Source organism: Ferrimonas senticii DSM 18821, from assembly GCF_000422665.1.
GTDB lineage: Bacteria > Pseudomonadota > Gammaproteobacteria > Enterobacterales > Shewanellaceae > Ferrimonas > Ferrimonas senticii.
In genome coordinates this window covers 55708-76711 of the sequence record NZ_AUGM01000019.1, presented here as the reverse complement: position 1 = coordinate 76711, position 21004 = coordinate 55708, and the positions used below count along the sequence as shown (strand labels likewise).

The 21004-nt window shown below is 55.2% G+C and carries 18 protein-coding genes; 6 read left to right on the top strand and 12 right to left on the bottom strand.

Annotation, left to right across the window (positions count from 1 at the left end; all coding sequences use genetic code 11):
* Positions 1-4 precede the first annotated feature (4 nt).
* The 9 genes from tyrR to pspA all read right to left on the bottom strand — a co-directional run bounded on the left by tyrR (position 5) and on the right by pspA (position 8496).
* On the bottom strand, positions 5-1555 hold the full coding sequence (tyrR, locus tag G506_RS0111135; RefSeq protein ID WP_028116928.1) for a transcriptional regulator TyrR: 1551 nt from the start codon (positions 1553-1555) through the stop codon (positions 5-7).
* Between the two features lie 276 nt (positions 1556-1831).
* Positions 1832-2170 carry a 4a-hydroxytetrahydrobiopterin dehydratase gene (locus tag G506_RS0111130; RefSeq protein ID WP_028116927.1) on the bottom strand — a complete coding sequence of 113 codons (339 nt, stop codon included), beginning with the start codon at positions 2168-2170 and terminating at the stop codon, positions 1832-1834.
* A gap of 35 nt (positions 2171-2205) precedes the next feature.
* The gene (gene phhA / locus G506_RS0111125) at positions 2206-2994 is read right to left on the bottom strand and encodes a phenylalanine 4-monooxygenase (protein ID WP_028116926.1); all 789 of its coding nucleotides are present in this window, start codon (positions 2992-2994) and stop codon (positions 2206-2208) included.
* A complete protein-coding gene (locus tag G506_RS0111120; RefSeq protein WP_240473417.1) occupies positions 2991-4208 on the bottom strand; it encodes a trans-sulfuration enzyme family protein in 1218 nt (405 codons plus the stop codon). Before G506_RS0111120 ends, phhA begins: the two co-directional genes overlap by 4 nt.
* A 97-nt stretch (positions 4209-4305) precedes the next feature.
* Positions 4306-5394, bottom strand: coding sequence for a TIGR01620 family protein (locus tag G506_RS19555; protein WP_051202077.1), 1089 nt, complete (start codon positions 5392-5394; stop codon positions 4306-4308).
* Complete coding sequence (locus tag G506_RS0111110; RefSeq protein ID WP_028116924.1) at positions 5391-6788, bottom strand: YcjX family GTP-binding protein; 1398 nt, start codon at positions 6786-6788, stop codon at positions 5391-5393. Before G506_RS0111110 ends, G506_RS19555 begins: the two co-directional genes overlap by 4 nt.
* 381 nt (positions 6789-7169) lie before the next feature.
* Positions 7170-7562, bottom strand: a complete 393-nt coding sequence (gene pspC / locus G506_RS0111105; protein ID WP_028116923.1) for an envelope stress response membrane protein PspC — start codon at positions 7560-7562, stop codon at positions 7170-7172.
* Entirely contained in the window at positions 7549-7794 is a 246-nt protein-coding gene (gene pspB / locus G506_RS0111100; protein ID WP_028116922.1) for an envelope stress response membrane protein PspB, read from the bottom strand. The genes pspC and pspB overlap by 14 nt, the downstream gene beginning before the upstream one ends.
* Positions 7795-7821: 27 nt before the next feature.
* Positions 7822-8496 carry a phage shock protein PspA gene (gene pspA / locus G506_RS0111095; protein ID WP_028116921.1) on the bottom strand — a complete coding sequence of 225 codons (675 nt, stop codon included), beginning with the start codon at positions 8494-8496 and terminating at the stop codon, positions 7822-7824.
* A 182-nt stretch (positions 8497-8678) separates the two neighbouring features.
* Here pspA and pspF point away from each other — a divergent pair, with 182 nt between their 5' ends.
* From pspF to G506_RS0111065, 6 genes are all read left to right on the top strand, one after another.
* The gene (gene pspF, locus G506_RS0111090; protein ID WP_028116920.1) at positions 8679-9767 is read left to right on the top strand and encodes a phage shock protein operon transcriptional activator; all 1089 of its coding nucleotides are present in this window, start codon (positions 8679-8681) and stop codon (positions 9765-9767) included.
* 104 nt (positions 9768-9871) lie between these two features.
* Entirely contained in the window at positions 9872-11506 is a 1635-nt protein-coding gene (locus tag G506_RS0111085; RefSeq protein WP_028116919.1) for an ABC transporter substrate-binding protein, read from the top strand.
* Positions 11503-12525: an ABC transporter permease subunit gene (locus G506_RS0111080; protein ID WP_028116918.1), complete on the top strand. Its 1023-nt coding sequence runs from the start codon at positions 11503-11505 to the stop codon at positions 12523-12525. Before G506_RS0111085 ends, G506_RS0111080 begins: the two co-directional genes overlap by 4 nt.
* Positions 12518-13411, top strand: a complete 894-nt coding sequence (locus tag G506_RS0111075; protein ID WP_028116917.1) for an ABC transporter permease subunit — start codon at positions 12518-12520, stop codon at positions 13409-13411. Before G506_RS0111080 ends, G506_RS0111075 begins: the two co-directional genes overlap by 8 nt.
* On the top strand, positions 13411-14397 hold the full coding sequence (locus G506_RS0111070) for an oligopeptide/dipeptide ABC transporter ATP-binding protein (protein ID WP_028116916.1): 987 nt from the start codon (positions 13411-13413) through the stop codon (positions 14395-14397). The genes G506_RS0111075 and G506_RS0111070 overlap by 1 nt, the downstream gene beginning before the upstream one ends.
* Complete coding sequence (locus G506_RS0111065; RefSeq protein WP_035387269.1) at positions 14394-15182, top strand: ATP-binding cassette domain-containing protein; 789 nt, start codon at positions 14394-14396, stop codon at positions 15180-15182. The genes G506_RS0111070 and G506_RS0111065 overlap by 4 nt, the downstream gene beginning before the upstream one ends.
* Positions 15183-15925: 743 nt before the next feature.
* On the opposite strand, the gene G506_RS0111055 is transcribed toward G506_RS0111065, so the two are convergent.
* The 3 genes from G506_RS0111055 to G506_RS0111045 are packed head-to-tail and all read right to left on the bottom strand — an operon-like array spanning position 15926 to position 20963.
* Complete coding sequence (locus tag G506_RS0111055; protein WP_028116914.1) at positions 15926-19042, bottom strand: efflux RND transporter permease subunit; 3117 nt, start codon at positions 19040-19042, stop codon at positions 15926-15928.
* Complete coding sequence (locus G506_RS0111050; protein ID WP_028116913.1) at positions 19039-20331, bottom strand: efflux RND transporter periplasmic adaptor subunit; 1293 nt, start codon at positions 20329-20331, stop codon at positions 19039-19041. The genes G506_RS0111055 and G506_RS0111050 overlap by 4 nt, the downstream gene beginning before the upstream one ends.
* Positions 20331-20963 carry a TetR/AcrR family transcriptional regulator gene (locus G506_RS0111045; protein ID WP_028116912.1) on the bottom strand — a complete coding sequence of 211 codons (633 nt, stop codon included), beginning with the start codon at positions 20961-20963 and terminating at the stop codon, positions 20331-20333. Before G506_RS0111045 ends, G506_RS0111050 begins: the two co-directional genes overlap by 1 nt.
* Positions 20964-21004 lie beyond the last annotated feature (41 nt).

Below are 21004 nucleotides of genomic sequence, written 5' to 3'. Positions count from 1 at the left end.
TTCGTTAGCTGGCTTGACGCTGTTTGCCAATCCCATATTCCCGCAATTTGTTGGCGATGGCGGTATGGGATACCCCCAATTTACGCGCCAACTGTCGAGTCGACGGATAAGCCGGATAGAGCCGACGCAACAAGCTGGCCTCAAATTGCTTAACCGCTTGGTCGAGGCTGCCTTCAAACTCTTCATCAAAGTAGCCAAAACCTTCCGACCAGGATGGCAAGCGCAGTTGTTCTGGAGTGAGTTCACCGTGCTGTTCTGCCATCGACACCGCGCGGAAAATGGCATTCTTCAATTGCCGTACGTTGCCGGGCCACGCGTAGTTACGAATGTAATCGCGACACTCGGCCGACAATTGCCGCAGCGGGCTTTGCAACTGCTGGCTGTAATGCTCTAAGAACAGTTCCGCCAACGCCGGAATGTCCGCTTTGCGTTCCCGCAGTGGCGGCAAGCGCAGATTCAAGACGTTGATGCGGTAGTAGAGATCTTCGCGGAACTCGCCCTTTTGACACAGCTCCGACAGATCTTTTTGGCTGGCACAGATGATGCGAATATCTACTTTGATTTCGGCATCGTCACCAACTCGGCGGAAGAAGCCATCTTGAATCAAACGCAACAGTTTGACCTGCAGCATCGGACTCATGTCGGCCACTTCATCTAAGAATACGGTGCCACCGTTGGCCTGCTCTATCACTCCGCGCTTGGTGATGTCATCGGGGCCGTTGGCATGACCAAACAGTTCGGTTTCGGCGACATCATCCGGCAGCGAGGCACAGTTGATCACCACAAAGCCTTTGTCGTGGCGCAAACTGGCTTGGTGACAACCGCGAGCAAGCTGCTCTTTACCGGTACCGGTTTCCCCCAAAATCAGCAGTGGCGCATCCAATTGCGCCATCCGCGCCGCTTCATCCAGCAGTCGTTTCATCTTATCGCTATCGGCGATCATGGTGTCAAAACCGCTGCTTTGCTTACGCAGGGCATTAAACTGTTTGCCGACTCGGGCCGGCGACTTCAACTGAACGATAGCACCGGCGAGAATACTTTTACCCTCTTCATCGGGCAGATCAATCGGCAGCATCTCCGCTAAATAGCGGCTGCCATTAACGGTCACTTTGGTGGCTTGCGGCAGCACTTCCTGCGCCGACAACCAGCGGCCGAAGTTAAAACCTTGAATGTAGTTGGCCGCCGGTTGGTCCAGCAGTTCATCCAATTGACAGCCCAACAGCGACAGCGCCGACACGTTAGCGGTGGCCAAATTGCCTTTAATGTCGACCGACAGGATGGGATCGGGCAGCGTTTTTAGCAGCACCTCCATGGCGTAATGCTCTCGTTCGGAAGGCATATAGGGCACGGTGCGGACGTCGGTGACATTGGGGATCTTGCGCAGCATCGGCATCAGCTGCTGCAGTTGCTCAAACGATGGCGCCGGGATCTGCAGATACACAAAGCCCTCATCCGCGGCATCAATGGCGTTGATATTGATATCGAACTGTTCCAGTACTTCTAGGATTTCCCTTGCCAGACCAACTCGGTCGTGGCAACTGACTCGTAGCCTCATCAGCAGTTCCTTTGTTGTAATAGTTTTTAGACAGAAATCAGCAGCGGTTCCCTAAGCAGTTTCACTGTCATTAACTACTCGCTGGCTGCTCCTGACTCGGATGATACTGTAAAAATTGCGATACAAGCCAACGTTATGCCGATCAAAAAAGCCGACAAAACTGTCGGCCAGATCAATAAATTTGTCATTAACGTCCGCTACGGGCGAGCAAGCCTAGCTGCTATCGGCATTTGCCAGTCGATACGCTGGTGCGTTCGCTCTAGTCGATTGCGCTAATCAATCGAGCAGTTGGTCGGTTTTGGCGGCCATAATGAAGTCGTTTTTATGAAGCCCCGCGATCGCATGGGTCCACCAGGTGACGGTGACTTTGCCCCACTCCAGCAAAATGCCGGGATGGTGAAACTCGGCTTCTGCCAACTCGGCTACCTTGTTAGAAAACGCCCACGCCAGTTTAAAATTCTTAAATTTGTAGACTCGCTCTAGCTGCATCACCCCTTCACGTACCGGCACGCTCCAATCCGGCAGTTGCGCCATCAATTGCGCCAACTCTTGCTCGGTCACTTGTGGTGCCCCCGCTTGGCAAGCTTCACACTTCAGTTCACTTAATTCACTCATAATAATTCCCTGTGTTATTGCTATTTCGGTGTTCGTTAGCTGGCTTGTTTCGGCGCAAACAGTGGTTCGAACAAACCAAGGCTTTGTGCCTGTTCAACCAGAGCCATTAAGTCTTGTTCGGCCAGCTCATACAGTTGGTCGATGCCATTTAAGGCGTAATAGATTGGCTGCATAATGTCGATCCGATATGGGGTACGCATCGCATCCAGCACTTGCATCGGCTGCAGCTTGGGCTCGCCAGATAGCGCATACAAGGTCTCACCGGGGCTGGATAGAATGCCGCCACCGTAGATCCGCAGGCCGTTGTCGGTCTGTACCAAGCCAAATTCCACGGTAAACCAGTACAACCGCGCCAAGTAAACCCGCTGTTTGGGCGTCGCCGCTAACCCAAGTTTGCCGTAGGTATGGGTGAAGTGGGCAAAAGCCGGATTGGTCAGCAACGGGCAGTGACCAAACAGTTCATGGAAAATGTCCGGCTCTTGCAGATAATCAAACTCTTCCCGGCTGCGAATAAAGGTGGCTACTGGGAACTGCTTATTGGCCAGCAGTTCAAAGAACCGTTCAAAAGAGATCAGCGCCGGTACTGCGGCGGTCTGCCAACCGGTGGTCGCTAACAACACCTTGTCGACCTCGGCCAGTTGTGGAATGCGATCGCTTGGCAAGCCTAAGGTTTGCAACCCTTGGTGGTATTCATCACAAGCGCGCCCAGCAATCACCTGCATCTGCCGCGCATACAATTCGGCCCAGATCTGATGCTCTTCAGCGGGATAGTGGATGATGCCGTCAGCCCCTGGCACACGCGCCTGATATTGCGTTTGTTTCATCGCTCAAGCTCCTTATCGGCAAAGGTCGCCACCAACGCTTGTTCAAGATCGCTCAACAGATCGTCGCCGTGTTCAAGGCCGATCGCCAAGCGCACTAAATTATCGCTGATCCCAGCAGCGCGGCGAACCTCGGGGTCGTAACAAGCGTGAGTCATTGACGCCGGATGCTGCACCAACGACTCTGGATCGCCCAAGCTGACAGCGATGGTGAACAGCTTCAGCGAGTCGACAAAACGCAGCGCATCGTCGTAGTCGCCGTGCAACTCGATGGCGAGCACCCCACCGCCAGCGCGCATCTGATTGCCCAACAGCTTATAGCCCATGTGGGATTGCAGGCCAGGGTAGTAGACCTTGGCGATCGCCGCATGTTGCTCAAGGTACTGCGCCACCTTAAGGGCATTTTGACAGTGCCTATCCACCCGCAGTGCCAAGGTTTTCAAGCCCCGCAGGATTAGCCAAGCGTCATGGGGCGATAGCACTGCCCCGAAATCTTTGCGACCGACACCACGGATCACCTCGGTCAATTCGCGGCGTCCACAAACGATCCCCGCCACCACGTCGCCATGGCCATTGAGGTACTTAGTGGCGCTGTGCAGCACCAGATCGGCACCGTGACTAAGCGGCTTTTGCAGCAGTGGCGTCATAAAGGTGTTATCCACCACGGTCAAACAACCGGGCGGCGTAGTGAGCGCCATCACCCCGTCCAGATCGTACGCCTGTAGGTGGGGATTAACTGGGGTTTCCAGCAACAACATCTTAGTATTGGGTAGGATCGCCTGCTGGACGCTGGCCAAATCGGCAAAATCGACCTCGGTTACTTCGATACCAAACCGCGGTAATTGCTCAACCGCCAACGCATGGCTGCAGCCATACAGGCCGTTGGCCACAATCAGATGATCGCCCTGACTTAGTAGCCCCAAGAGCACCGCTGAAACCGCCCCCATGCCGCTAGCAAAAGCCACCGCATCGTCGGCGCCTTCCAACAGCGCCAAGCGCCGCTCTAGTTCATCGGTAGTGGGGTTACCTAAGCGGGTGTAGATCGGCCCGGTTTGTTCGCCGGCAAAGCGGGCGCCACCGGTGCGACAATCGGCAAAGGCAAAGGTGGCGCTTTGCAGCAGTGGCGTCACCAGTGCGCCACTGGGATCGCGCTGGTGGCCGCCGTGAATGACGCAGGTCTCTGGGTGCATCATTGGCGGATGCGTGGTTGAATCCATAAAGCTTCTCCCTTGAATGCACCGTCATAATTTTAGTTTTTACGTCGACGGTGCAGCAAAGTTCTACCTTATGCCAACCCCGATTAGGGGAAAGTATTCAGCTTCGATCGTAGCGGTTGCTGTTCGTAAATTGTTCGTTACGTGGCGGAGCGGTAGCTGCCTTTGAACGCGCCAGATTAAGCGCATCGACACTAACATTCTTCAATTCAGCCAGAAGCTTACCCTGCACTGATAGCAAACTCGGACGCATCTGCACAGCGTAGGGCAGTGGCCGACATTCGGCGCAAGCGGCGTAACCTAGCCGCGCGGTTAACAATCCAGCCCCCAACCCTTGTGCGACCCGTGCTGATAGCTTGCCGGTCAGTTCAGCCGACAGCATCTGGGTGCCAAGATCCAACGCCACCTGCGAACCGCCGGCGAACAGCAAATTGCGGACAATCTGCTTGATCAGCCGAACTCGGCTCCAATAACCCGGCTCTACCCCATAAATGCGGGCCACTTCATCCAACATCGATTGATTGCGCCACAGCATCAGCGCCATATCTAAACTGGCCATCGGGCTGGCGGCCAACAGCAAACTGGCCTGGGCGGCGTATCGATAGATGCAGCGCTGCGCTTCGATATCTTGCTGGCGCAGCACCTTGGCTTCATACAGTTGCAGCTGCTCAGCATCGTTGTGATGCGCTTGCTTGGCATGCTGCCACTCCTCTAGCGCGGGATTAAACTGCACAGGCAACTGGACGCTTAGCTCCTCAAGCAACTTGTCCGCTTCCCCAGCTTGAGTTGAGTCCAATAAGCGGATCCCAGTCTGGCGCTGGCGTTGATTGCGTTTCAGCATCCGCAGCCGCGATAGCTCACGCCAGCCCAATCGACCAATCACGACCAACGCGCCACCAATCACCGCCGCGTACAAGCCAAACCACAACGGCCCGCGCAACCACGCTTGCCATACGCTGTAGCCCGCTTCGGCACCAATCAGCACCAACAACGCCAGCAACACCAGTTTTGCTAACCTTGAACCGCGCTTGGTTGCAGGTGCCAGAGGCTCCAGCTGATCCACTTGTTGCCAATCGGCTTCGATATGATCCTGCGCTGCCGCTAACTGGGGCGGATTGTCATCAACAAAGTCGTGACTCTCGAAGCTTTTGGCCGCCTTTAGCTGGCCATGGTCTTGTGCCCTGCTCATTGCAATTTGTCTCCCAGCATCCACTCCAGCAAATGATCCATCCGCATGTGTGGCAGTGGTCCATCCAACGTCAGCCCACGCGGTGGCGCAAGCGGCGTAAACGCAAAACCCTGCTGTTGCCAAAAGCTTGGGCTTGGCAGTTGCCGCGGCACTTCACCAGGAAAACGCAGCAGCGGTTGCTGATTAACATCAAAGCCGCGGATCACCGCTTGTGGGCCGCTGCCGTCGTCGATCTGCCCCGCTTCGCTGGCACGAATGGCACTGATCACCATGCTTTCTGATTGCGCGCCACTGAAGCGAACCTTACTGCCGCTGGCGCCCATCAATTTGTCAGTAAGCGCCAACAGATTGGCATGTTGATCAACGCTGATGTGATCGGCTTTACCGGCAACAAACAGCAGCTTATCGATCTGTGGCGAGAACAGCCGCCGCAGCAGCGATCCTGGGCCATAGTGAAAACTATTGAGCACCGCCTGCAACGCCTTGCTCATCTGTTCAATTTGAGCACGACCTTGATTCAGTGCCGACAGCGCATCGATCAACACGATCTGCCGGTCGAACTTGGCAAAATGGTCTTTGTAAAACGGCTTCACCACTTGGCTTTTGTAAGCTTCAAAGCGCTGCTCTAGCAATTGCGACAACGACGATTCGCTGTCGTATTGCGATGGCGGCTGTGGATAGAACGCCAAAATTGGGGTGCCCGCCAGCTCTCCCGGTAGCAGCGCCCGTCCCGGCTGCAAGTAGGTGGCCCCATGTCGATAGCGCAGCACTTGCAGCAATTGCGCGTACTGGCTGGCTAAGTCGTTAACGGACGCTTCCGTCGCCGTCCCCTGCTGCGCAGCACTGCGCCAGTCGGCACTGGCCGCGCCCCAGCTCGGCTCCGCCAGCCACTGCCACTGCTGTTGGCACCAACTGTGGTAATCCTGCGCTAGCATCGGCAAGTCCAGCAGCCACTCCCCCGGATAATCAATCAGATCCAGATACAGGGTGAAGTGCGATGCTAACTGCCGTTTAACCCCATGAGCCGAGCGAAAGCGAATAGCCAAACGAATTTCCGCCAGTCCCTTGGTCGATTCTGGCCAGCGTGGCGGGGTTTCGGTCAGGGCCGCCATTGCGCCATCGTAATCGAACGGCAAGATGGTTAAGTCCGGCTGCAATTGCCGCTGCACGCCCAATAGCCGCCCCTCGTTTAACACCTGCCACATCGGCAGATGACGACTGCCACCGGACTGATTAGCGTGGGTCAATTGGTGGATGATTGAGGTGATCAAGGCGGTTTTACCGGCGCGAGATAATCCGGTTACGCCAACCCGCAGATGTTGATCAAGGCCGCGGTACGCCAACTGTTCTAGCTGGCGACCAAGACGTTTTAATGAGGGGGACAAGCTTGCCATACAACCTTACTCAAACTCCGATATTGGGTTGATTATCAATGCAAATGCGACGCTTTGGGGCAATTTTATTAGGGCGTGTTGACGTTTGGTGTTCAGAATTTGGTCGAGGATAGCGGCTGTCAATCGAGGATTGCGATTGAAGGCATAGTCGCTCTACGTCGAAATCGTATGAAGAAGAGTGACAGCTGCTAGTCCGACCCTGCAAGGCGCCCCTCAGTGACCACAGAACAGCAATCCAAACCGGCCAAGTTCAATTTGCTGTCAAAAATAGCCAATAATGGGCGCAAAAATATACGGCAAAGGTCAACACACCCTGGTGCCATTAGCGCAAATACCGCCCCGAAAGAGGCGGTATTTAGCGTCATTTAACCACGGTAAAGGTTATTTAAGATTGTTGATCTCGCGACTCAGATTGTAAGAGTCGGAGGTCACATGCTGTTCGAGATTACGAATTCGTAACTCAATCGAGCGAAAGCGGCTGTTGAGCTCTCGAAAGGCGTTACGTGGTGATTCCCCTGCTTGCCACACCTTGGTTTTCACCTCGGTTCGATGCTGGCCACCGACTTGGGGCTTTTTCTCCAGCAGCACCCAAGCAACCACGTAACCCAGCAATACAAAACTAAACACCCCAGTTAGGATCAGCGCCGAAAACGCCACAATCCGTACCAGCCACACTTCTAAATTGAAGCGTTCCGCAAACCCAGCGCAGACCCCGGCAATTTTGCCTTCGGCAGGGATCCGATACAGTGGTTGTTTGTGGTTACTGTTGTTCATGGCGACGTCTCCATTCTGGGGCCTCGCTATCGAGGATTTGCTCCAAACTATCGATGCGCTCCGCCATCTTATCGGCGCGGCGCAACAGCTCATTCAGTTGCTGATACTCTTCCTCTGTCAGCCCCTGACTGATCTGCTTTTTACTGCGGTAGTGCAGGATGAGCCAGATGGGCGCCACTATCAGTAGAAATATGATCAGTGGCGCAACCAATAGGCCTAACAGATCTTCCATTGTTCGTTCCTCTTAATCTTGGTTCGGTTACGCTTCTTTCTTGGCACTGGCCATCGACTTTTTCAGCGCTTCCAGCTCTTGGCTGACTTTGTCTTCCGCTTCAAGCGCGGCAAACTGATCTTGCAGGCTGCGACTTTCGGTCATCTGATAAGCCTCGACTTCAGACTCAATCCCTTCAACACGACGTTCGTACTGTTCAAACCGCGACATCGCCTGATCAATCTTGCTGGTATCCAGCTGCTTGCGCACATCCAAACGGGAAGTGGCAGTCTGCTTGCGCATGATGATGGTCTTTTGCCGCGCACGGGCGTCGTTAAGCTTTTCTTGCAACTGAGTCACTTCCTCTTTTAAGCGCTCCAGTTGCTGCTCAATGGTCATCAGCTCTTGCTTAATCGCTACAACCGCTTCAGCAGCGCGTTGTTTTTCAATCAGCGCCGCACGGGCCAAATCTTCACGGCCTTTAGCCAACGCCAATTCTGCTTTAGCTTGCCAGTCAGCCACTTGGGCTTCAACACGGCCGACCCGGCGCAGCGCTTCTTTCTTTTCCGCCAAAATACGAGCGGAGGTTGAACGCACCTCCACTAAGGTGTCTTCCATCTCTTGAATGATCAGCCGCACCATTTTTTCTGGATCTTCGGCCTTATCCAACAGCGAGCTCAGGTTGGAATTCACGATATCTGCAAAGCGAGAGAAAATACCCATAATTTAAATCCTCATCTTATGATGTTGCCTCGATAACGATTTAGCAGAAGCCGTGCCAACTTTAAATTTGGACAAAAGTCGTTGTTTTTTATGAATTTAATTTTATGGTGATATTTCTTACTCTAAGCCATATCATGGTTTTCACCACTCGATAGCGAAATTCACTACAGCGGAAATCAGGGATGCCAAACACTCGCCACACCGACAACCTGCTGGGCCAATCCAGTGCTTTTCACGAAGTGCTCGACCACGTATCCAAAGTCGCGCCACTGAATAAACCGGTGCTGATCATCGGCGAGCGCGGTACCGGCAAAGAGTTGATCGCCGAGCGTCTACACTACCTGTCGGAACGGTGGGAGCAGGAGTATCTGAAACTGAACTGCGCGGCGTTGAATGAGAACCTGCTTGAAAGTGAACTGTTTGGTCATGAATCTGGCGCATTTACCGGCGCCGGCAAGCGCCACGAAGGACGGTTTGAACGGGCTAACAACGGCACGCTATTTTTGGATGAGCTAGCCAACACCTCTGGGCTGGTGCAAGAGAAGCTGCTCCGAGTGATAGAGTACGGCGAGTTCGAACGCGTTGGTGGCACTCGCACCGTCCGCACTGACGTGCGTCTGATCTGCGCTACCAACGAAGATCTACCGGCGCTGGCCGCCGCCGGTAAATTTCGCGCCGATCTGCTGGATCGCTTGGCATTTGATGTGATCACCTTGCCACCGCTGCGTGCTCGCCAAGAAGATATCCTACTGCTGGCAGAACATTTCGCGATGCAGATGACCCGTCAATTGGGGCTGGAGCAATTTGCCGGTTTCAGCAGCAATGCCCGCAAAATTCTGCAAGGGTATGACTGGCCCGGCAATGTCCGCGAACTCAAAAACGTCATCGAACGCAGCGTTTATCGCCACAGTAATGCCCATGTGCCGCTGGCGCAGATCATCCTCGATCCATTTGAATCACCGTGGCGACCCAACCAAACCATCGCCACCAGCGATCGTCGCGCCACTGCCGACAGCAATGGCGCACCAGCGGCCGCAGCCCCAACAGCAGCCAACCACAGCGGGACCGAAAGCGAAGCCAGCAACGGCATTAGCCTGCCGCTGGATTTCAAACAGGTGTGCCAGCAACATGAGCAACAGCTTTTAAAACACGCGCTGATGCACAGCCAGTACAATCAGAAAAAGAGCGCTGAACTGTTAGGGCTGACCTACCACCAGCTGCGCGGCATCTTAAAGAAGTACGATATGCTTGGCACTGAAGAGGTAAAATAGTGGCAATCAAGGTTGCCAATAAGGTTATCCCAGCACTGGGAAAATTGAGGCTTTGCTAACGGCTCTGATAAACTAGCCAGATCGTTAATTTGTCGAACCTTGTTATGACGGCAATCCGGCTGTTTCTAGCACTACTGACGCTGACCTTGGTTGGCTGTAATCAGACCAATCAATTTACCGACAGCGGCTTGGTGTATTGCTCTGAAGGGGATCCGGAAACCTTCAATCCGCAGCTGACCGTTTCTGGCACTGATATCGATGCCAGCGCTAAACAGCTGTTCAACCGGCTGGTGCAACAAGATCCAAAAACCGGCGCCATCGTTGCCGAACTGGCGAGCGACTGGAAAATCAGCGCCGATGGCCGTCAGTATCTGTTCATGCTGCGTCAGGATGTGCAGTTTCATCACACCCCGTGGTTTACCCCAAGCCGACCGATGAACGCCGACGATGTGATCTTCAGCTTCGAACGCTGGCTCCAACGCGGCCACCCTTATCACGCCCAAGGCGGGGCAAAGTATCCTTATTTTCAAAGTATTGGCCTAGACCAAGCCAACATTCGCTTAGTTCGCGTCAGCGACCATCAAGTACGTTTAGAGCTGGCTGAGCCCCGGCCAAACCTGCTGGCAGAGTTGGCCACCGACTTTGCGGTGATCCTATCGCAAGAGTACGGCATGGCGCAGTTGACCGCCGGTACCCCAGAAAACTTTGATAATAAACCGATTGGCACGGGGCCATTTAAACTAAACCAGTATCAACGTAACCAGTTTGTCCGCTATCTGCGCCACGACCAATATTGGGGACAACCGGCGGCATTGCAGCAGTTAGTGTTTGATATCACCCCAACCGCCTCGGCACGAGTGATCAAGCTGATTGGCGGCGATTGTGACGTCGCGGCGCTGCCGCAGATAAGTGAACTGGATACCATTCAACAATACGACGACCTGTTGGTGGATATGATGCCAGGGCTGAATGTCGCCTTCTGGGCCTTTAACAGCCAAAAGCCGCCGTTTGATAACCCCAAAGTGCGCCAAGCGCTGTCGTTGGCGGTCGATAAACGGCGGATCTTGCAAGCGGTTTACTACAACACCGCTGCTAATGCCAAAGGCATGCTACCGCCAATTTCATGGGCTTATAATCCAAGCCTACCGGCACTGGAATACGATCCGGTGCGCGCACGGGCGCTGCTGCATGAAGCGGCAATCACCGATCTGACCATTGATATCTGGACTACCCCAGAGGGGCGAGTCTATAACCCCAACGGCAGCAACACCGCGGAACTTATCCAGCAAGATCTCGCCAAGATCGGCATTAGCGCTAGGATCATCAGCCATGACTGGTATCGCTTTTTAGAGTTGCTGGCGACCGAAAACTACGACTCAGCGCTGGTGGGGTGGTACGCCGACAACCTTGATCCCGACAACTTCTACAGCCCCTTGCTAAGCTGTGCCGCCGTGCCTCATCAATCCAACCGCGCCAAATGGTGCAGCCAACAATTTGATGACCTTATCAATCAGGCCAGACAGACCGAAAATCGCGAGCAGCGTCGTGCTCTGTATCGCCAGCTAGAACATCATATTCAACAACAAGCGCCGGTGATGCCACTGGCCCATGCTAGCCGCATCTTGGCGCGTAAACGTCAATGGCAAGGGCCGATTATGCCCACCAGCGGCGGCATCGACTTCTCTAAGGTGACTAAGATCCAAACCATCAATCCCACCACACCGCAGGAGGGGCAATGATCAGCTACCTGATCCGCCGCATCAACCTGCTGGTGCTCACCAGCTTAATGCTGTTTATTGTGGTGTACGTAACCACCCTAAAGATGCCAGGCGATCCGCTGGTTAACCTCAGTGGCTTGGTCAATCCGAGTCAACCGCAACAGCAGCAGTTGCTGGCCGAATATCAACTTGACCATAACGTCATTAGTGGCTTTGCCGCGTTTGTGTTGGAACGGCTTGGCGGCGATCTGGGGATCTCGCAGGTGTCCGGCATCGCGATCGCTTCCGAGCTGGACCGGGTGATCCCCGCTAGTCTAGAACTGGCCGGGATCGCCCTGTTGCTGGCACTGATTGTCGGCATTCCACTGGGGATCATGGCCGCCGGTCGAATCGGCATCAGCCCCAAATTGCTGTGGCTTGGCACCTTGCTGGGCTATAGCACACCAGCGTTTTGCTTGGGTTTAGGCCTGCTTATCAGCTTTGGTCTGAACTGGGATCTGCTGCCGGCCTATGGCCGCCTGAATATGTTGTTCGATGTGCCGTTTGAAACCGGATTTTTGCTGATCGACATTCCGCTGTCCGGCGAGCCCTGGCGCTGGCAAGCATTAACCAATGCCATCAGTCACCTGATTTTGCCGGTAACAGTTATGGCGGTATTACCGACCACCTTGGTGATCCGCATCGTCCGTACCTCGATGCAGCAAGAGATGGAAAAACCCTACATACGCGCCTTGAAAGCCCGTGGCATCAGCAAAGCGCAACTGATTCTGCACCATGCGCTGCCAAACTCGATGGCGCAGATCTTCCGCACCATGACCCTGCAGCTAGGGCCGATCACCTCCAGTTTGATTGTGGTCGAGGCGGTATTCCAATGGCCTGGGGTTGGTAATTGGCTGCTCAAAGCGCTGCAACAAGGGGACTACACCGCCGTCCACAGCGGTGTACTGGTGGTGGGGCTGTTTATTATCTCGCTGTCGATTGTGCTGGAAATTCTGCACGCCATCTTAAATCCGGTCAGTCGTAAGGAGATCCATGGCTAACTCATCGCCGCTCTATCACGAAGAGCAGATCCCCTCGGCATGGCGCCAGATCTGGCATCACTTTAAGTCGCGACCATCTGGTTACATCGGCCTGTGGGCATTGGCTATCACCCTGCTGTTGGCCGTGGTTGGGCCGCTACTGGCGCCATTTAGCCCCAATGATCCGGCCTCGGAAATCTTGCTTAAGCCACCGGCGTGGAATGCCGAAGGCAGCATTCAATACTTTTTCGGTACCGATGCCCTTGGCCGTGATATCTGGTCGCGGGTGCTGTTTGGCGCGCAGTTGACCTATGGCTACGCCGCCCTGATCACCGTGGTAACCTTGTTACTGGGTTTTGCCATCGGCACCCTATCGGGCAGCAGTCGCGGGCTTAAGTCATCTGTGCTTGGCCACCTGCTGGATGCGTTGTTGTCGTTGCCTTCGGTACTGTTGGCGGTGCTGATTGCGGCGGTGATTGGCCCGGGATTTACCAACGTATTTTGGGCGGTAGGTCTCGCCCTTCTACCGAGTGTGGTTCGCACCGTCCACAACGCCATTGAAGAGGAGCATCAAAAGCAATACATCATTGCCGCTCGTCTGGATGGTGCCAATCAATACCAACTGCTGCGCTATTTCATTCTGCCAAACATCGTCGATACCTTGGTGGTACGGGGCACCTTGACCTTTTCGGCGGCGATTTTGGACGTCGCCTCGCTCGGCTTTTTAGGCCTTGGCGCCCAAGCGCCCTCGGCAGAATGGGGGGCGATGGTGCGTGATGGCCTTGATACCATCTTGGGCGCGCCGTGGACGGTTGCCCTGCCAGGTCTGGCGATTCTGTTTACGGTGCTGGCCACCAACTTAGTCGGTGACAGTTTGCGCCATGCCATTGCCGAGGAGCGCGACTGATGCAACTGCTGGATATTCGTAACCTCACTATTGAACTGGATACCCCCCATGGCCGCTTTGTGGCGCTGGAGAAATTCAGTTTGCGGATCAACGAGGGTGAAATTCACGGCTTGGTTGGTGAATCTGGCTCCGGCAAAAGTCTGTTGGCCAAGGCGATTGTTGGCATCACCGATCGGCGCATGCACGTGAAAGCGGATCGACTCAATTGGCGTGGTCATAACATGTTGACCATGACCAGCAGCGAACGTCGACAACTGATGGCCAACGAGATCGCGATGATCTTCCAAGAGGCCTCGGCCTGCCTCGACCCAACCGCCCGCATTGGTTCGCAACTGCTCGAAGCGATGCCAGTACCGGCGGGCACCCCATGGTGGCGCCGTGGCAGTGCCAAACGCAAACGGGCGGTGCAACTGCTGCATAAAGTGGGGGTGAAAGAGCACAATCGCCTGTTGGAATCCTACCCGTGGGAACTGACCGAAAGCCAAGCCCACAAAGTGATGTTGGCGATGGCGTTAAGTCATCAACCGAAGTTGATCATCGCCGATGAGCCAACTACCGGCCTAGAAACCGCCGCCCAGGCGCAGATCTTCCGCTTGCTGGAAAAGATGAACCAGCTCAATAAGGTGGCGATCCTATTTATCAGCCACGATCTGCATTCGGTCGGTCGCTGGTCGGACAAACTGACGGTGCTGTATTGTGGCCACATTATGGAGACCGGCCCCAGCAAAAAAGTGCTGCTGCAAAGCCGCCACCCGTACACCCAAGCGCTGCAACAAGGCTCCCTCTCCAGCCAGCTGATTTTGCCTAAGAAAGCCGATATGCCAGCACTGCGCGGCGCGGTGCCACTGCTGCAAGCGTTGCCGGTTGGTTGCCGCTTGGGGCCGCGCTGTCCTTACGCCGAAAAACAGTGCGTAAAGACCCCAGAGCTTCGAAATGACAACGACCACTGGGTTCGTTGCCACTTCCCACTTGAGGAATCGCTGTGAGCGACACGCCCCTGCTGCAGGTACGCAACCTGCACAAACACTATCGCAATAACCGCTCGCTGTTTTCCCGCGAACTGACCCAAGCACTGGCACCAATCTCATTTGAGTTAAACGCCGGTGAAACCCTCGCATTCGTTGGCGAAGCGGGCTCTGGGCGCACGTCACTGGCACAGGTGCTTAGCGGCGCCAAAAAGCGCAGCGGCGGCCAGATCTTTATCAACGGTGAAGAGCTGCAAAGTCAAGACAGCCAGCAGCGGGCGAAAAACATTCGGATGATCTTTCAAGACTCTTCAACCTCGCTAAACCCGCGGCTGCGGATTGGTGAACAGCTGGAGATGCCACTGAAATTTAATACCAGCTTGGATAAAGCCCAGCGCTTAGCCGAGGTTGATCGCGCCCTGCTGCAAGTAGGCCTGCTGCGCGAACACGCCCACTTTTATCCGTCGATGCTGGCCAGCGGCCAACGACAGCGGGTGGCGATCGCCCGCGCCTTGATGCTCAATCCAAAGATCCTGATCTCCGACGAAGCGTTCGGTAACCTCGACACCACCCTACGGGCGCAATGTTTGAACCTGTTACTGCAACTGCAACGACAACTGGGTCTGAGCTACATCTTTATGTCGCACAACCTTAATTTGGTGCGCCACATCAGCGATCGGGTGATGGTGATGCGCAAAGGGGTGGTGGTTGAGCAAGGCGACACCGAGCAGGTGTTTAACGATCCTCAACACGAATACACCAAACTGCTGTTAAGCCAACAGGTTATCCCACAACGGAATAACTGATGTCGGCCTCTGGCCTCAATGCGCAGCACATCGCTCAACGCCCATTGGCGCAACCGTCAGTGGTTCAGTCGTAGCCGCGAACGCGTTCGCGGAAATCTAGGTGCTTCAGACCACTAACAGATGATTTCACGGTGACGGCTATTCAGAACGCTCTAAGCCGACTTGTTGACGCCGAGTGAAACCGCAAACGCAGCGGCAAGCCGAGGGCAGGATGCCCGAGAGGCCCGTGAAGGCATGGATGCCGCCTCGGGCCGATGCTGCCGCGAAGTGCGGTGAGAACGAGGGGGCTTTCGTCAACCATGGAGGCTAAGGGGAATCCAAAGGGCGCAGCCCTTGGCCGCCGGAGGCAAAGATAAAGAGAGTTGACAGTGATTAGCTCGTACTGGCCAGTAACAGCAACTCTTAAGACCACGGGCAATAGCCAATTAACACTACACTACCATTCCATAGCTATTAGCCTCCGGCGGGAAAGGGTTCCACCCTTTTCAATCCCTAATGCCTCCAACACGGCAACAACCCTTCGCTCCTTGTACTGCTCCTTTCGGCACTGCGCAGATGCATCGTCCCTGACTTAGCCGCGCACTTCGGCCATCCATGGCCTCCGGCCTCAATGCACAGCACACCGCTCAGCGCCGCGAGTCGGCCAAAGCCCGTTGGCGCAGCCGTCTAAGGGCTAATTCATCCCCACAAAACAAAACGGGCGCCTTGCGGCGCCCGTTTTAGTTAACCATCAAAGCCAATCATCACTGTTGCGGTTTATGGTGATCCACCAAACCTAGATCATCCAGTACCGCGTAGGCACAAGGGATCACTAGCACCACCAATACGGTGGAGGTGAAGATCCCAAACACAATCGAGATCACCAGCGGCTTCACCACCTGCGCTTGCAAGCTGGTTTCCATCAAAATCGGCAGCAGACCAGCGGCGGTGGTTAGCGAGGTGATCATCACCGCGCGGAAACGCTCGCTGGAGGCGCGCACCACCGCTTCGATGGTGGAAACGCCATAACCGATGTGTTCACGGATGTATTGCATCAGCAGAATCGAGTTATTCACCACAATCCCCGCCAGCGACACAAACCCCATCATCGATGGCATCGACAACGAATGGCCAAGCAGAATGTGGCCCCAGATCACCCCGATAAAGGCGAAGGGGATCGCCAGCATCACCACCAGCGGTTGGCTGTAGCTGCGGAACTGCAAGCTTAGGATCATAAAGATCCCAAACAATCCCGTGGCAAAACCTTTCATCATCGACATGCCGGTTTCGGCGCTCTCTTTGGCTTGGCCTTCGTAATCCAACCGCACCGATGGGTAGTCACGCTTGAGCACCGCGGCAAACTCGGCCCGCATCTGTGCCCGCACCTCTGCGGCGTTGGCGTAGCGGTTATCGACGTTAGCCATCACCGTTACCGTGCGCATGCCATCAATCCGTTGAATACGAACAAAGCCGCGCTGAAACTCAAGCCGCGCCACGCTCGCCAGCGGGATCTGCTGACCGTCGCCAAGCACAATCGGAAAGCGCTCCAAGGTGGCAAAACTGGCGGCATCGCGCTTAGCCAGCATCACATTGATCTGCAGATTTTCCGGGCCAACTTGGATCTCATCAGCGGTGACCCCGTAATAGGCAGCGCGCAGCTGCGACGCGATCACTTTACCGCTGATGCCATAGGCCTCTGCCCCCGGTAGCAAGGTGACTAGCACCTCCTCTTTACCGGGACGCATATCGTCCAGCACATCAGTAACGCCGTTGAACTGCAGTAGGTACTCCTGCATCGCCACCGACGCTTGTTTAAGCTCATCAAGATTGTCGCCTTTTAAGCGAACCTCGATGGCACGGCCGCCCGGTCCCATCTCCGGCTGGGTAAACGACAGCGCCACCGCATCGGTAATGTCACCGCTCAACTGGCGCCAACGGGCAATCACATCGTCCATCTTGCTGCCGCGCACCTCCGCAGAGCGTAGCTCTAACCGTACGGTGGCGATATGCGGCCCGGACTCACCGGCGTCTTGGTTGAAGTTGTATTGCTCGGTAATGTGTTTAACCAGTGGCTGACCATCTTCATATTCAGCGGCGAACTGGCCATTCAACTGCTTCGCCGAGGCCACCAATTTGGCCATCACCGCTTCGGTTTGCGAAAGTGTCGACCCTGGCGGCAAGATCACTCGCGCCTCAACGAAGTCACCGTCAAGCTCAGGAAACGGCACGAACTTCAACACCCCGCCGCTAAGCATGGCGATGGAACCCAATAGCACCGCCAATGTCGCCCCTAAGGTGGCATAGCGGCGACGCACAGCTTGGCGCACCCACTGTTGCAACTTAACTTGGCGGAAGTATTCGAACTTTGACAAAAATGCCGCTTTAAAGCGGGTTGGCTGGCGTTCGCCGCGACCGCGAGCTTTAGCGCGATGCAGCGAATGCGCTAAGTGCGCCGGCAGCACTAAGAACGCTTCTACCAGTGACAAGGTCAACACCAGCAGCAGCACCTGTGGCACCGCCGACAGCACCGATCCCATCTGACCATCAAGGAACAGCAGCGAGCCAAATACGCAGACGGTGGTCAAGAAACTGGAGACCACCCCCGGCAGTACTCGCTGCACCCCAGCGATCACCGCATCGTCAATCTCTAGCCCTTTTTCCAGCTGCGCACCTATCGATTCGGCAATCACAATGGCGTCGTCCATCAAGATACCAATGGCCATCAGCAGGCCAATCAGACTCATGATGTTTATCGAGATGCTCAGCACACTCATCATGTACAAGCCGCCCAGGAAGGCCACCGGCAAGCCCCAAGCCACCCAAAACGAATAGCGCAGCGAGAAGAACAGCCACATCACCGCAAACACCAACACAATCCCTTGGGCACCGTTGTTGATCATCATCGACAGGCGATCCCACAGCAGCGAACTGAGGTCATTGGTGGTGACAATGCTGATGCCATCTGGCAGTTGCGCCTGTTCTTGTTGTAAGAATTCGAGCACCCGCGCTTTGATCTCTAGGGCGTCGTCGCTTTTGCTCTTGTTGATCTTAACGATGGCGGTGTTGTTGCCATTAAACAGCACCTTGGCTTCATCTTGTTCAAAGCGGTCGGTGATGGTGGCAATCTGCTTGAGTCGCACCAAAGCGCCATCGGCATTGGCACTCACCACCAGTTCGCCAAGGCTGTCGGCGTCGATTCGACGTTCATCGAAGCGGATCAGCAAGTTACGGTCGAGCAACTCGATATTGCCCGAGGGCAGCATCAGATTTTGATCGCTCAAGGCGGTGGCGATTTGGCCGATCGACAGTCCCAAACGGCGCATCGCCGCTTCGTCGATCTCGACCCGCAATTCGTGATCCGAAAAGCCAGTGACCTCGACCAGCGCCACATCGGCATCACGCTTAATCCGCCGTTTCAGATCTTCGGCGTAGGCTTTTAAGGTTGGCCAGTCGGTATCGGCACTAACGGCAATGTCGATCACCCGCTCGGTGATCTCCAGTTGCTGCACCACCGGCGGTTCAATCTCCACCGGAAAATCGTTGATGGCGCCAATTTCGGTCTGAACATCAACCAACATCCGCGACACATCCGCTTGGTCTTCCAGTTTCAGCACCAGTTTGGCGTTACCTTCACTGGCCTGACAGCGCATCTCTTTGATGTCAGACAAGCTGTCGACCGCATCCTCCATCCGCAAACACAAGCTTTGCTCGGCTTCTAATGGCGATGCACCGGGATAGACCACCGTTGCCGAGATACTATTGAGAACAAATTCGGGGAAGGTCTCGCGCTCAATCTTGCCAAGGTTCATCAGCCCCAACAGGATGAACGCCATCATGATCAGATTAGCGGCGGTGGGATGTTTAACGAAATAGCGGATCATGGTGCCGCATCCTTAGTTAGCCGCAGCGCCATGCCATTGATCGCCGGGATCAGATCGTTCAACACCACCTGCTGGCCGGCGGCAATGTTGCCCTGCACCGCAACCCAGTCACCGCTGCGAAACAGCACTGTCACCGGCGTGATCGCTAATTTGCCTTGCTCATACAGATACAAGCGACTTTGCCGCAGCGCCCGCGCTGGCACCGCTAACACCGTTTGCGGCGCACCGGTGATGGTGGTGCGAACAAACATCTCTTTAACCAGTGGTGGCGTCTGGCGCAGATCCAGCTGGGCGTAGTTTTGGCTAATGTCGAGGGTAACGCCCAAAGTCGCTTGATTGGGATCCAACGCTTCGCGCACGCCGGTGACTTGCGCTTGCCACTGGCCACTGAAATTGCCAGAGGTCACCTCAACGGTGGCGCTCAGGCCCAAGTCAGCAACCGCAAACTGACCTGGGATAAGTTGCTGTTTAAAGCCTTTGGCGAGGGTACGAAATTCATGCAGAGGCACCTGAGCTTGCACCTCCATCACATCGATGCCGTGAGCTTCAAACAGCATCTGATTGGCGCTGATCGCCTCACCCTGCTCAATCTCTACCGCTCCGATGCGGCCACTGAATGGCATGGTAAATACGGTTTTTGCCAAGCGGCGCTGGGCATCGGCAACACTGGCTTCAGCAACGTTGAGTTTGGCCTCAGCCACCGCGCGGTCATCGGGCAGCAGCGCTAATTGATTTTGTAACTCCTGCACGCCGTTACGCTGGCTAAGCAAACTGCTTTGCTGCGATTCCAGTTCAGAGCTTGAGATCAAGCTTTGCTGACGCAGCTGCTGCTTACGAGTGGTCTCTTGTTCGGTCAACTTAAGCTTGCGCAGTTCCAGCGCCAATGAGGCATTAAGGTTGCTGACACTGCGATCAATTTTGGTCAGCTGCGCCTTGGCGGCATTGAGATCCGCCTGTGCCTGTGCCAACTTCAATTGGTATTCGGTTGGGTCAATTTTCAGCAGTTCGGTGCCCTTCGCTAACAGCCGCCCGGCGTACAGATCGGGATGGCGATAGATCACCTCACCACTGACTTCAGCAATCGCCTGCCACAACTGCTTCGGCGCCACCCGACCAAAGCCGGTGGCTTCTGGCAGCAATTGCTGAGTGGTCAAGGTCACCACATCAACCAAGCGCGAACGGTCATACTCCGGTGCCGCTTCGACACCTGGTTTTAACGCTTTGGCAACCATAATGGCGGCAACACCACAGGCTAGACCGACGGCAAGCCAACGTTTTTTATCTTTCATTATTGTTTCTCTGCCAGCAGACCGTAACGCAGCACTTGGGCGTGATGGGCAGCAAGCTCGGTAAGGGTTGGTCGATCAAGGGTGATGCCAGCACGCTGACGAAACGCCGCCGGCATCATAAAAGGAAATAGGATCATCGACACCAAGGTTGGCCCGGCAAAACGGTGCTCGCGGCCCGGCTGCAGCATCCCTTGGCGCAGCAACATCTGCTGCATGAGATGGTGGGGTCGAGCCATCACTCGTTCGACCACCTCGCGTTGTTCGGTGCCCGAATCAAGTTGCATGCAGGTGCTCAACATATGCGGCCAATTCGGGCGCTCTAGCAACATCTCGTAGTAGCACAGGATCATCTGTTCGATATCCGCTTGCGGATCACTGATCAGCAGCTCCATCTGCGCCAGCAGCGGCTGATAAAACTCGGCAATACAGGCCTCAAACAGCCCGGCTTTGTTGCCAAAGTAGTAACGGATCATGCTGATATTACTGCCCGCCAACGTGGCAATTTCTCGGGTTGAGACCTTGCCGTAGTCGCGTTCAGCAAACAGTTTGGTGGCCACCGCCACCAGTTGCTGGCGCACCGACGAGATACTGTCCGGCGCTTGTTTGGGACGGCCGACGGCCCGTGAACTCATAACATTGACCCTGAGGTAATTGTGGCGAGGGCAGTATAAAG

Coding starts and splice junctions, on each gene's coding strand:
- tyrR (WP_028116928.1), bottom strand. CDS start 1,555: ATGAGGCTACGAGTCAGTTGCCACGACCGAGTTGGTCTGGCAAGGGAA.
- G506_RS0111130 (WP_028116927.1), bottom strand. CDS start 2,170: ATGAGTGAATTAAGTGAACTGAAGTGTGAAGCTTGCCAAGCGGGGGCA.
- phhA (WP_028116926.1), bottom strand. CDS start 2,994: ATGAAACAAACGCAATATCAGGCGCGTGTGCCAGGGGCTGACGGCATC.
- G506_RS0111120 (WP_240473417.1), bottom strand. CDS start 4,208: ATGGATTCAACCACGCATCCGCCAATGATGCACCCAGAGACCTGCGTC.
- G506_RS19555 (WP_051202077.1), bottom strand. CDS start 5,394: ATGAGCAGGGCACAAGACCATGGCCAGCTAAAGGCGGCCAAAAGCTTC.
- G506_RS0111110 (WP_028116924.1), bottom strand. CDS start 6,788: ATGGCAAGCTTGTCCCCCTCATTAAAACGTCTTGGTCGCCAGCTAGAA.
- pspC (WP_028116923.1), bottom strand. CDS start 7,562: ATGAACAACAGTAACCACAAACAACCACTGTATCGGATCCCTGCCGAA.
- pspB (WP_028116922.1), bottom strand. CDS start 7,794: ATGGAAGATCTGTTAGGCCTATTGGTTGCGCCACTGATCATATTTCTA.
- pspA (WP_028116921.1), bottom strand. CDS start 8,496: ATGGGTATTTTCTCTCGCTTTGCAGATATCGTGAATTCCAACCTGAGC.
- pspF (WP_028116920.1), top strand. CDS start 8,679: ATGCCAAACACTCGCCACACCGACAACCTGCTGGGCCAATCCAGTGCT.
- G506_RS0111085 (WP_028116919.1), top strand. CDS start 9,872: ATGACGGCAATCCGGCTGTTTCTAGCACTACTGACGCTGACCTTGGTT.
- G506_RS0111080 (WP_028116918.1), top strand. CDS start 11,503: ATGATCAGCTACCTGATCCGCCGCATCAACCTGCTGGTGCTCACCAGC.
- G506_RS0111075 (WP_028116917.1), top strand. CDS start 12,518: ATGGCTAACTCATCGCCGCTCTATCACGAAGAGCAGATCCCCTCGGCA.
- G506_RS0111070 (WP_028116916.1), top strand. CDS start 13,411: ATGCAACTGCTGGATATTCGTAACCTCACTATTGAACTGGATACCCCC.
- G506_RS0111055 (WP_028116914.1), bottom strand. CDS start 19,042: ATGATCCGCTATTTCGTTAAACATCCCACCGCCGCTAATCTGATCATG.
- G506_RS0111050 (WP_028116913.1), bottom strand. CDS start 20,331: ATGAAAGATAAAAAACGTTGGCTTGCCGTCGGTCTAGCCTGTGGTGTT.
- G506_RS0111045 (WP_028116912.1), bottom strand. CDS start 20,963: ATGAGTTCACGGGCCGTCGGCCGTCCCAAACAAGCGCCGGACAGTATC.